Genomic DNA, 10,830 nt, shown 5'->3' with positions numbered 1-10,830 from the left:
ACCCGTAGGCCCGGCAAGCGCAGCGCCGCCGGGCAGGATGATGGCTCAGTCGCCAAAGAACCAGTAGCCGCTGTTGACCAGCGCTGCCAGCATGGCGAGGAATGACGGATCTTCCAGCGCATCGCCAAAATGGTCGGCGCGCAGCGTCAGATGGGTGGCTAAGGCGTCCAGCGCCGGGCGGTGCGGGGAGTTGATCTTCTCGCCATTGACGAACACCTCGCCGTCAATGCGCAGCACCCGCAGGCCGCCCAGGCGTTCCAGGGTATCGCCCTGCTGCAGGGCATCGTAAATCTCATCTGGCTGATACGGCGGCTCCGGCGGTGCGACGTCGAGCTCATGACGTGACTGGGTGATAAACTCGCCGAACCACTGCTTAAAGTGCTCCGGTTGGTTAATCAGACCCAGCATCATCTCGCGCAGGCGGTCGAGTTCGACGGGTAAAATATCCGCCGGATGGTCGCGGGACGGCACGTCCGGATCGGCGTAGCGCTGGCTGCCCAGTTCGCGCTGGAGAACGTAGTCGGCAAAGCCGCTGAACAGCTCGCGGGCATTCGGCGCGCGATAGCCGACCGAATAGTTGAGCGAATTTTCCAGTGAGTACCCCTCATGCGGGAATCCTGGCGGAATATAGAGAATATCGCCCGGCTCCATCTCTTCATCGATGATCGCCTCGAAGGGGTCAACCTGCAGCAGGTCCGGATGCGGGCAGTGCTGTTTCATCGGCACCTTTTCCCCGACGCGCCAGCGCCGACGGCCGGTGCCCTGAATGATAAACACATCATACTGATCCAGATGCGGACCGACGCCGCCCCCGGGTACCGAGAAGGAGATCATCAGATCGTCGATACGCCAGTCCGGCAGAGCGCGGAACGGATGCATCAGCGCCGCTGAGGGTTCATGCCAGTGGTTAACCGCCTGCACCAGCAGGGACCAGTTGTTTTCACTTAGGTGATCGTAGCTTTCGAAGGGACCGTGACTGACCTGCCATTTTCCATCCTGATGGCTGACAAGGCGGCTATCGACCTCGCTCTCCATGGCCAGTCCAGCCAGTTCGTCCGGGCTTAGGGGGTCGATAAAATTGGCGAAGCCGCGCTTCAGTACCACCGGCCGTTTTTGCCAGTAGCGTTCGATAAAGTCGGGCCAGTTAAGCGTTAATTGATAATCCATATTGATATTCCACTGCAGGTGTCTGACAGGGATTATAACGGATGCGGCGCCCCGGCGATGCAGGCGCCGTTAAAAAACTCAATGATTAACCCTGTTTATCTTCCATCAGCTGGCGGCCAAACACCACCTCCATGCAGGCGCCGCCGAGCAGGCTTTCGCTGGCGATAATCTCCCCGTCATATTGCTCGACGATTTCGCGGGCGACGGAGAGCCCCACACCCTGGCCGGGGCGCAGCGTATCTGCCCGCTGGCCGCGGTCGAAGACGGCGCGGCGCTGGCTCTGCGGGATCCCCGGGCCATCGTCTTCCACCAGAATATGCAGATGGCTGTCGGTGGTTTGGCGCACGGAAACCTCCACGAACTCCAGACAGTACTTACAGGCGTTATCGAGAACGTTACCCATCACTTCCATAAAATCGTTCTGCTCGCCGACAAAAGTGATCTCCGGCGAGATGTCGAGCGAGATATTGACCCCTTTGCGCTGATAGACCTTGTTGAGAGCGGAGGTCAGGCTATCAAGCAGCGGGGCGATCGGATGCAGCTCCCGGCTCAACAGGGTGCCGCCGCTGCGCATGCTGGCGCGATGCAGATAGTAACCAATCTGCTGCGAGATGCGGCTTATCTGCTCCAGCATCACCGGCTCCGCCTCGTCGACGCTGATCTTCTCGCCGCGCAGCGAGCGCAGGGTGCTCTGCATCACCGCCAGCGGCGTTTTCAGGCTGTGGGTGAGATCGGTGAGGGTGGTGCGGTATTTGTCATAGCGTTCACGCTCGCTGCGAACCAGGCGGTTAAGGTTGCTGACCAGCCGGGTCAGCTCGCGGGTGGTGTTGGGATTGAGCTTTTCGCGGTGGTGCTCCTCCAGCTCACGTACCTCTTTCGCCAGCGACTCGATAGGTCGCAGGCTCCACCATGCGGCGACCCACAGCAGGGGGATCACCAGCAGCAGGTTGGCGGCCAGCACGTAGATAAACCAGCTCCACACCATATAGCTGCGCTTGAGCTCCACCGGAATGGTATCGACCACCACAATGCTGAGCTGGGGCATTTTGCTGGTGGCCGGATAGAGGTTGATCGCCACCGAGTGGGTCATCTCCGAATCGTCGCCCTGCTCGCGGATGGCGTCCAGCTGTTCCTGAATCTCGTGGTTGTTGCGCAGCAGCATGCTGCTGCTGTCGACATCGGCTTCGATCTCATGGAAACCATTGCGCTTCAGCCATTCCGGTTGAATGCGTTTCGCCAGCCAGGGGACATCGCGCTGCGCCCACAGCAGTTTACCCCTCTCATCGTAGATAAGGGTCACCGTCGGGCTTTCCATATTCAGGTTTTCCGGGATATCGACGTCAATAGCGCCGTTCTCCCATTTCGCCAGCATATAAAAGAGATTGCTCTCGCCGCGCAGCAGGCGGAAGGTGGTTTTATCAAAGCTGACGCTGTAGCCCACCAGCGCCACCATGCCATAGGCCAGGGAGAGCACCAGCACGACCCCGGCGGTCGCCAGCAGGAAGCGAACCCGTAATGACAGGGGGAAGATATGCCGCAACAGTCCCTTCATCAGCGCAGTTCGAACAGATAGCCCTGGCCGCGCACCGTGGTGATGACGTCCTGCGGGTATTCAGCCTGAATTTTCTTGCGCAGCCGGCCCATCAGTACGTCGATGGTATGGCTCTCACGCAGTTCGGCATCCGGGTAAAGCTGGAGCATCAGGGAATCTTTGCTGACCACTTTGCCGCGGTTGCGGATCAGGGTTTCCATAATGGTGTACTCAAAGGCCGTCAGCTTGATCGGCTGATCGTTGACTGACAGCTCGCGCCGGGAGAGGTCGACCTGGAACGGCGGCAGGGAGATCACCTGTGAGGCCAGGCCGCTGTTGCGGCGCAGCAGCGCCTGCATGCGGGCGGCAACCTCTTCAATATGGAAAGGCTTGGTGACGTAATCATCCGCCCCGGCGCTCAGCACTTCCACTTTATCCTGCCACCCTTCGCGGGCGGTCAGCACCAGCACCGGCAGCGACACATCGTGGCTGCGCCAGCGGCGGATCAGCGATAGTCCGTCTTCATCCGGCAGGCCGAGGTCGACGATGGCGATATCCGGGAGATGTTCGCCCAGATAGTAGTCCGCTTCCCTGGCATCTTCCGCCGCATCGACCTGATGGCCCAGCTCCTGCAGCTGAACTTTGAGGTGGTGACGCAGCAGGGCGTTATCCTCAACCACGAGTACGCGCATGACTGTTCTCCCTTCCTGTGTTGATAGTAATCTGACGCTCATTATATACGCAAAATATAAACAGCTGTTAAATAAAGCTTTTTATACCAACGGCGCATAACACCGCCAGGCAGGTCAGCCTTCGGCGATGCCCTTTGCGCATAGTGCATGGAACTCCTTAATTCTATGCGTAATTTCAGCAAACGCCCAGCGGCAGAGCGCGGGCAGTGCGCGGGTTGGTGATGTTAATTTTTTGTGTAATAGTGCTGGGATCACCCCTCAATGACGCCGCAGGTTATCCATTATGTCTCAGCAGAAAAGTGCGGACTGGGTCAGGCTGGCGCAGTCGCCCAGTCAGACGGAACGCATCGAAGCCTTCTTCGGCGGCCACGGCTATGAGCCCCACCGGCATGATACCTATGCTATCGGCCAGACGATCGCCGGCGTGCAGAGCTTTCACTATCGCGGCGGACTCCAGCACAGCCTGCCCGGCGGAACGATGGTGCTTCACCCGGACGAAATACACGACGGCGAGGCGGGCACCGAGGCGGGGTTTCACTACCGCATGGTCTATATCGAACCGGCGCTGATCCAGAAGATACTCGGCGGCAGGCCATTGCCGTTTATCCCCGGCGGCCTGTCGGCGGATCCGCGCCTGCGTTGCGCCGCGCAGCCGTTGTTAAAAGCGGTCACGGACACCTTCGAGCCGCTGGAGGAAGAGGATGCTCTGTACGACCTGGCGCAGACCCTGGCTGTGGTCGGCGGGCAGCGTTCCCGTCGCCAGGCATTTGACTATCAGGCGGCGGAGAGGGCCCGGGAGTATATCCATGCCTGTTTTATGCAGGATATGACCCTCGACACCTTATCGCAGGTCAGCGGCCGGGACCGCTGGAGCCTGAGCCGGGATTTCAGAACGCTGTACGGCACCAGCCCGTGGCGTTACGTCATGATGCGCCGGCTTGATTTTTGCCGCCAGCGGATGCGCGCCGGGGAACGTCTGGTGGATATTGCCGCCGACGCGGGGTTTGCCGATCAGAGCCACATGACGCGCCAGTTTATCAGCCGCTTTGGTCTCTCTCCGGGCCGCTGGCTGCGGGCGATCCGCGGCTAGCGCGGTTCAGGTTGCACAATCGTTCAAGCGTGACCGCGGCGAGGCGAACTATGCTGACTGCCTTTATCACAAGGAGACAGCCCATGTATCAACTCGTTAATCTTGCTCAGAAATTTTCCCTGTTCAGCGAACAATGGCAGCCCAAAGTGGTGGCTGAGATGAACGACTATCAGTTCAAGATCGTGCGCATCGCCGGCGATTTTATCTGGCACAGCCACCCGGAAACCGATGAGACACTGATGGTGGTGGAGGGGGTATTACGCGTGGACTTCCGTGATGGGCACGTGCTGGTGAAGGCCGGGGAGATGATCGTCGTGCCGCGCGGGGTGGAACATAAGACCTCGGCGGAGACGGAAGCGAAGCTCATGCTGATTGAGCCGCGTGGCGTGCTGAATACCGGCCATGAGGGCGGCGAGCGGACGGCGGTGAACGACGTCTGGATCTGATTGCTTTCCGGCGACAAAACGCCCCTCTTTCCGGCGGAAAGAGGGGCAGGGCGATTATTTCAGCTCGTCAACCATGGTGGTTGCCCGACCAATATAGTTGGCCGGAGTCATCGCTTTGAGGCGCACTTTTTCGTCTTCCGGCAGGGCGAGGCTGTCAATAAACTGCTTCATCCCTTCCGCGTCAACGCGTTTGCCGCGGGTCAGCTCTTTCAGCTTCTCGTACGGTTTTTCGATACCGTAACGGCGCATCACGGTCTGGATCGGCTCAGCCAGTACTTCCCAGTTGTGATCCAGTTCGTCCAGCAGGCGATCCTGGTTCAGCTCCAGCTTGCTGATCCCTTTGAGGGTGGACTGATAGGCGATCAGCGCATAGCCGATTCCCACGCCGAGGTTACGCAGGACGGTGGAGTCGGTCAGGTCGCGCTGCCAGCGGGAAACCGGCAGTTTGCTGGCCAGGTGCTGCATGACCGCATTGGCCAGGCCGAGGTTGCCTTCGGAGTTTTCGAAGTCAATCGGGTTCACCTTGTGCGGCATGGTGGAGGAGCCGATCTCTCCGGCGATGGTCTTCTGTTTGAAGTGGTTGAGCGCGATGTAGCCCCACACATCGCGATCGAAATCGATCAGAATGGTGTTGAAGCGCGCGATGCAGTCAAACAGCTCAGCGATGTAGTCATGCGGCTCGATCTGGGTGGTGTACGGGTTCCACTGAATCCCCAGCGAGGTGACGAACTCTTCGCTGAACTGATGCCAGTCGACTTCCGGGTAGGCCGCGATGTGGGCGTTGTAGTTACCCACCGCGCCGTTGATTTTACCGAGGATTTCCACCTGGTTCAGCTGACGGTACTGGCGCTCCATACGGTAGGCGACGTTCGCCATCTCTTTACCCATGGTGGACGGCGTTGCCGGCTGACCGTGGGTACGGGAGAGCAGCGGCACATCGCGGTACTGGGTTGCCAGATCTTTTACCGCGTCAATCAGCTTGCGCCAGTAAGGCAGAACCACTTCGTCGCGGGCGGTTTTCAGCATCAGCGCGTGGGAGAGGTTATTGATGTCTTCAGACGTACAGGCGAAGTGAATAAACTCCGACACGGCGTGCAGCTCGGCGACGTCAGCGACTTTCTCTTTCAGAAAATACTCTACCGCTTTCACGTCGTGGTTAGTGGTGCGCTCGATGGTTTTGATGCGCTCCGCGTCTTCGACGCTGAAATCGGCGACGATTTTGTCAAGGAAACCGTTTGCGTCGGCAGCAAAAGCAGGAACTTCCTTGATCGCTGCGTGGGCGGCCAGTTTTTGCAGCCAACGTACTTCCACCTGAACGCGGAATTTCAGCAAACCGAATTCGCTGAAGATACCGCGCAGCGCGCTGACTTTATCGCCGTAGCGGCCGTCTACAGGGGAAACGGCGGTCAGTGAGGATAATTCCATAGATCACAACTCCGGGGTTAAATGAGCAAGAATTTGCTTTGCCTGGTTAACCAGACGATTACGGGAAAACATAAGCTGCAGACGTCCGCCGCCCACCTGATGCCAGAGCACCGCGGCGCGAATACCCGCCAGCAGCGCTGAGCGAACTTTCGCCTGCACCTGCGGGCTTTGCAGCACGGCAGGGGAGCCGGTCACCTGAATACGCGGCCCCAGCGGGCTTATCACGTCAACATAGATGCCTGCCATGGCGCTGAGCAGCGTTTCGGACTGCAGGTCAAAGTGTTCCAGTTGACGGTGCAGGCCGGCGATGCGGTTGCCGAGCGTGTCCATCGCCCCTTTACTGGCGGCGAGCTTGCGCTCCAGCACCATCAGGCTCAGGGTATAGCGCGTCAGTTCAGCATTGAGGCCCTGACGGCTGCTGGTATTGAGCACCCCGAGCAGCGTTTCAAGGCCGAGGCGAAGATTGGCTTCACTGCCACCGAACACCGCCAGCGTCGACTCGGGATCGAGGTCGATGATGCTGTTCAGCGACACATGCAGGGCATCGCTGTCGCAATGTCCCTGATGCGCCAGTTGCTGAACCAGTCGTGCCGCCTGGCAAACGCCAGCCAGCGCCAGCGTGATGTCATAGTAATTCTTCGCCACACATACTCCTTGTCAGCCGTCGGGGCGGTTCGTCCCGACGGAAATAACGCGCGTTCAGGACTGCAGAGGCAGTCGTTGTTCAATAATTCCGCCGCCGAGGCACACTTCACCCAGATAGAACACTGCGGACTGGCCCGGGGTGACCGCCGCGACCGGCTCATCAAAGCGAACTTCGATACGGTCTTCATCCAGCGCGGTGACGGTGCAGGGGATATCGGTCTGGCGATAGCGGGTTTTCACCGTGCAGCGCAGGGTGCCCTGCAGCGGTTCACGGTCAACCCAGTGCAGCTGTTGGGCAATCAGGCCGACGGACATCAGGCGCGGGTGGTCATGGCCCTGGGCGACGATAAGAATATTATTCTCAACGTCTTTATCCACCACGTACCACGGATCTTCGCTACCCTCTTTGGTGCCGCCGATGCCCAGCCCTTTACGCTGGCCCAGCGTATGGTACATCAGCCCCTGATGGGTACCGATCTCCTCGCCGTCGACGGTGAGAATTTTGCCCGGCTGCGCCGGCAGATAGCGGCCAAGGAAATCGCGGAATTTACGTTCGCCGATAAAGCAGATGCCGGTGGAATCTTTTTTCTTCGCGGTGATCAGATCCAGCTCTTCGGCGATCTTACGCACCTGCGGTTTTTCCAGCTCACCCACCGGGAACAAGCTCTGGGCAATCTGCTCGTGGCTAAGGGTATAGAGGAAGTAGCTCTGATCTTTGTTACCGTCGAGGCCACGCAGCAGCTGGCTTTTGCCGTCGACATCGGCGCGGCGCACATAGTGCCCGGTGGCGATGTAGTCGGCGCCGAGGTCTTCGGCGGCAAACTCGAGGAAGGCTTTAAACTTGATCTCTTTATTGCACAGAATATCCGGGTTCGGCGTGCGGCCGGCTTTGTACTCTTCCAGGAAGAGCTCAAAGACGTTGTCCCAATATTCGGCGGCAAAGTTAACGGTGTGCAGTTCAATGCCCAGCTTATCGCAGACCGCTTGCGCATCGGCAAGGTCGGCGGCGGCGGTGCAGTATTCCTCGCCGTCGTCTTCCTCCCAGTTCTTCATGAACAGGCCTTCCACCTTATACCCTTGCTGCAGCAGCAGGTACGCGGAGACCGAGGAGTCGACGCCGCCGGACATGCCGACGATCACTTTTTTCTGGCTTTCTGACATGGAAATACTCGCTACATTGAACTTCGAGGCGGCGTATTCTAGCACGCGCTCACCGTTCATTCACCCCCTGTGAACGGCCAGTTAAATGCGCCAATCAGCGACAGCGGCTGGCGCGGGTCCTGCAGGTAGCAGCGAATGCTTTCGGCAACCAGCGGCGAGCGCAGGTTCGGCGCGTTAAGAATTTCCTCAGCACTGAGCCACAGGCAGCGATCGATATCGCTGTCATGCGGTTCGGTGGCGCACAGATCGCTAAGTTCGATGGCGAACAGGAAGCGCAGAAACGGCGTGTTATCGGGAGCGACCCACTGGTGCATGCGGATGAAGTGCTGCGGCGTGGCGCGAATGCCGGTCTCTTCCCACAGTTCGCGTTCGGCGGCCTGCAGCAGCGTCTCATTGGCCTCCAGGTGGCCCGCCGGCTGGTTCCACAGCGCTTTGCCGTTAATGGTCTCTTCGACGATGAGGAATTTATCCTCGGCGTGAACCACGCAGGCAACGGTGACATGAGGTTTAAACATCGCTTTTCCTTTTTAGTTATTCGGCTTTACGCCATTCGCCGTTGGCCAGCCCGTCAAGCGTATAGCCGCCCATGGCGTAGCGGATCAGACGCAGGGTGGGGAAGCCGACGTGGGCGGTCATCCGGCGCACCTGGCGGTTACGTCCCTCGTAAAGGGTGATTTTCAGCCAGCGGGTGGGGATCGATTTGCGCTCGCGAATAGGCGGGTTGCGCGGCCACAGCCACGCGGGCTCCTCCACCACTTCCACGCCTGCAGGCAGGGTGGGGCCATCATTGAGCGTGACGCCGTCGCGTAGCGCGGCCAGCGCCTCGGGCGTGGGTTCGCCTTCCACCTGGACGTAGTAAATCTTGCCGGTGCGTTTACCCGGCTGGGTTAGCTTCGCCTGCAGCGCGCCATCGTTGGTCAGCACCAGCAGGCCTTCGCTGTCGCGGTCAAGACGACCGGCGGCGTAGACGCCCGCGACGGGGATAAAATCTTTCAGCGTGCTGCGCCCGGCTTCGTCGGTAAATTGCGGCAACACATCATAGGGTTTATTGAACAAGATCACAGTTTTTGGCTGGCGTTCTTTACGTTGTCTGGTGACTTGTTGTGTGCTGAATCGCTCAACGCGATGTTTTCTAAATGAAGTTTTCTGCATGGTATTTTCAGGCTCTATCAATTGCCGCATTATAGCCTAATTACGAATGCCTTTCATGGACGCAAACATTCAGGTAGTATTGACATGCTCATTACAAATTATTAACAAAAAATTGCTCAAACCGATTCGCACTACAGGCAGGAAGGCGACACGGACGCGATAGCTCCGCTTAGCGGGAAAACCCGGTACGCTGGAGCTGGCCGACTCAGCCAACACCAGGCTCGCGTGAAGAGGGAAGAGCAGAACCAGAAGCGCTCGAAGGAGAGGTTAATGGAAAGCAAAGTAGTAGTTCCGGCGGAAGGTCAAAAAATCACCCTGCAAAACGGCAAACTGAACGTCCCTCACAATCCGATTATCCCGTTCATTGAAGGTGATGGTATCGGCGTTGACGTTACCCCAGCGATGCTGAAAGTGGTTGATGCCGCCGTTGAGAAAGCCTATAAGGGCGAGCGTAAAATTTCCTGGATGGAAGTTTACACCGGTGAAAAATCGACCCAAGTCTATGGCCAGGATGTCTGGCTGCCAGCTGAAACCCTCGATCTGATTCGTGACTACCGCGTTGCTATCAAAGGTCCTCTGACCACCCCAGTCGGCGGCGGCATCCGTTCTCTGAACGTGGCGCTGCGCCAGGAGCTGGACCTCTACGTCTGCCTGCGTCCGGTACGTTACTACCAGGGCACCCCGAGCCCGGTTAAGCACCCTGAACTGACCGATATGGTTATCTTCCGTGAAAACTCAGAAGATATCTATGCCGGTATCGAGTGGAAAGCCGACTCTGCTGAAGCAGACAAAGTCATCAAATTCCTGCGCGATGAGATGGGCGTGAAGAAAATTCGCTTCCCGGAACATTGCGGTATCGGTATCAAGCCGTGCTCTGAAGAAGGCACCAAACGCCTGGTTCGCGCCGCGATTGAATACGCGATCACCAACGATCGTGATTCCCTCACTCTGGTGCACAAAGGCAACATCATGAAGTTCACCGAAGGTGCGTTCAAAGACTGGGGCTACCAGCTGGCTCGCGAAGAGTTCGGCGGCGAGCTGATCGACGGCGGCCCGTGGGTGAAAATCAAGAACCCGAACACCGGTAAAGAGATCGTGGTGAAAGACGTGATCGCCGATGCGTTCCTGCAGCAGATCCTGCTGCGTCCGGCGGAATACGACGTTATCGCCTGTATGAACCTGAACGGCGACTACATCTCTGACGCGCTGGCGGCACAGGTTGGCGGTATCGGTATCGCCCCGGGCGCCAACATCGGTGACGAGTGCGCGCTGTTCGAAGCGACTCACGGTACTGCGCCGAAATATGCTGGCCAGGACAAAGTGAACCCGGGCTCCATCATCCTGTCCGCAGAGATGATGCTGCGCCACATGCAGTGGTTCGAAGCCGCAGACCTGATCGTCAAAGGCATGGAAGGCGCTATCGCCGCCAAGACCGTGACCTATGACTTCGAACGTCTGATGGAAGGCGCTAAACTGCTGAAATGTAGCGAGTTTGGCGACGCGATCATCGCGAACATGTAA

At 58.5% G+C, this 10,830-nt stretch carries 11 protein-coding genes; 3 read left to right on the top strand and 8 right to left on the bottom strand.

Annotated elements, in window-relative coordinates; translation table 11 throughout:
* Nucleotides 1-45 precede the first annotated feature (45 nt).
* The 3 genes from HMPREF3142_RS01425 to phoP form a co-directional block, all read right to left on the bottom strand.
* Complete coding sequence (locus HMPREF3142_RS01425) at nucleotides 46-1,167, bottom strand: ribosomal protein uL16 3-hydroxylase (protein WP_012542214.1); 1,122 nt, start codon at nucleotides 1,165-1,167, stop codon at nucleotides 46-48.
* 85 nt (nucleotides 1,168-1,252) lie between these two features.
* Nucleotides 1,253-2,719: a two-component system sensor histidine kinase PhoQ gene (phoQ, locus tag HMPREF3142_RS01420; RefSeq protein WP_008806025.1), complete on the bottom strand. Its 1,467-nt coding sequence runs from the start codon at nucleotides 2,717-2,719 to the stop codon at nucleotides 1,253-1,255.
* On the bottom strand, nucleotides 2,719-3,390 hold the full coding sequence (gene phoP / locus HMPREF3142_RS01415; protein ID WP_004150807.1) for a two-component system response regulator PhoP: 672 nt from the start codon (nucleotides 3,388-3,390) through the stop codon (nucleotides 2,719-2,721). Before phoP ends, phoQ begins: the two co-directional genes overlap by 1 nt.
* 283 nt (nucleotides 3,391-3,673) lie before the next feature.
* Here phoP and HMPREF3142_RS01410 point away from each other — a divergent pair, with 283 nt between their 5' ends.
* Nucleotides 3,674-4,480: an AraC family transcriptional regulator gene (locus HMPREF3142_RS01410; RefSeq protein ID WP_008806026.1), complete on the top strand. Its 807-nt coding sequence runs from the start codon at nucleotides 3,674-3,676 to the stop codon at nucleotides 4,478-4,480.
* Between the two features lie 83 nt (nucleotides 4,481-4,563).
* The gene (locus HMPREF3142_RS01405; protein ID WP_012542212.1) at nucleotides 4,564-4,926 is read left to right on the top strand and encodes a cupin domain-containing protein; all 363 of its coding nucleotides are present in this window, start codon (nucleotides 4,564-4,566) and stop codon (nucleotides 4,924-4,926) included.
* A gap of 54 nt (nucleotides 4,927-4,980) precedes the next feature.
* Here the strand turns inward: HMPREF3142_RS01405 and purB are convergent, their stop codons facing one another.
* Genes purB through rluE form a run of 5 tightly spaced genes read right to left on the bottom strand, consistent with a single transcriptional unit; the run spans nucleotide 4,981 to nucleotide 9,339 of the window.
* Nucleotides 4,981-6,351, bottom strand: a complete 1,371-nt coding sequence (gene purB / locus HMPREF3142_RS01400; protein WP_012968556.1) for an adenylosuccinate lyase — start codon at nucleotides 6,349-6,351, stop codon at nucleotides 4,981-4,983.
* A gap of 3 nt (nucleotides 6,352-6,354) precedes the next feature.
* A complete protein-coding gene (gene hflD, locus HMPREF3142_RS01395; protein ID WP_004140557.1) occupies nucleotides 6,355-6,996 on the bottom strand; it encodes a high frequency lysogenization protein HflD in 642 nt (213 codons plus the stop codon).
* A 54-nt stretch (nucleotides 6,997-7,050) separates the two neighbouring features.
* Nucleotides 7,051-8,157: a tRNA 2-thiouridine(34) synthase MnmA gene (gene mnmA / locus HMPREF3142_RS01390; protein WP_012542211.1), complete on the bottom strand. Its 1,107-nt coding sequence runs from the start codon at nucleotides 8,155-8,157 to the stop codon at nucleotides 7,051-7,053.
* A gap of 56 nt (nucleotides 8,158-8,213) precedes the next feature.
* Entirely contained in the window at nucleotides 8,214-8,672 is a 459-nt protein-coding gene (locus HMPREF3142_RS01385) for an NUDIX hydrolase (protein WP_008806030.1), read from the bottom strand.
* 16 nt (nucleotides 8,673-8,688) lie between these two features.
* Nucleotides 8,689-9,339, bottom strand: a complete 651-nt coding sequence (gene rluE, locus HMPREF3142_RS01380) for a 23S rRNA pseudouridine(2457) synthase RluE (protein ID WP_012968555.1) — start codon at nucleotides 9,337-9,339, stop codon at nucleotides 8,689-8,691.
* Nucleotides 9,340-9,579: 240 nt separating this feature from the next.
* Between rluE and icd the strand changes: the two genes are divergently transcribed.
* A complete protein-coding gene (gene icd / locus HMPREF3142_RS01375; protein ID WP_008806032.1) occupies nucleotides 9,580-10,830 on the top strand; it encodes an NADP-dependent isocitrate dehydrogenase in 1,251 nt (416 codons plus the stop codon).

Source organism: Klebsiella sp. HMSC16C06 (assembly GCF_001808325.1).
In the GTDB taxonomy this organism is placed as follows: Bacteria; Pseudomonadota; Gammaproteobacteria; order Enterobacterales; family Enterobacteriaceae; genus Klebsiella; species Klebsiella variicola.
The sequence above is the reverse complement of the archived record's forward strand: the minus strand, read 5'-3'. Positions and strand labels throughout refer to the sequence as shown.

Coding starts and splice junctions, on each gene's coding strand:
- HMPREF3142_RS01405 (WP_012542212.1), top strand. CDS start 4,564: ATGTATCAACTCGTTAATCTTGCTCAGAAATTTTCCCTGTTCAGCGAA.
- HMPREF3142_RS01425 (WP_012542214.1), bottom strand. CDS start 1,167: ATGGATTATCAATTAACGCTTAACTGGCCCGACTTTATCGAACGCTAC.
- rluE (WP_012968555.1), bottom strand. CDS start 9,339: ATGCGGCAATTGATAGAGCCTGAAAATACCATGCAGAAAACTTCATTT.
- mnmA (WP_012542211.1), bottom strand. CDS start 8,157: ATGTCAGAAAGCCAGAAAAAAGTGATCGTCGGCATGTCCGGCGGCGTC.
- purB (WP_012968556.1), bottom strand. CDS start 6,351: ATGGAATTATCCTCACTGACCGCCGTTTCCCCTGTAGACGGCCGCTAC.
- phoP (WP_004150807.1), bottom strand. CDS start 3,390: ATGCGCGTACTCGTGGTTGAGGATAACGCCCTGCTGCGTCACCACCTC.
- icd (WP_008806032.1), top strand. CDS start 9,580: ATGGAAAGCAAAGTAGTAGTTCCGGCGGAAGGTCAAAAAATCACCCTG.
- HMPREF3142_RS01385 (WP_008806030.1), bottom strand. CDS start 8,672: ATGTTTAAACCTCATGTCACCGTTGCCTGCGTGGTTCACGCCGAGGAT.
- HMPREF3142_RS01410 (WP_008806026.1), top strand. CDS start 3,674: ATGTCTCAGCAGAAAAGTGCGGACTGGGTCAGGCTGGCGCAGTCGCCC.
- phoQ (WP_008806025.1), bottom strand. CDS start 2,719: ATGAAGGGACTGTTGCGGCATATCTTCCCCCTGTCATTACGGGTTCGC.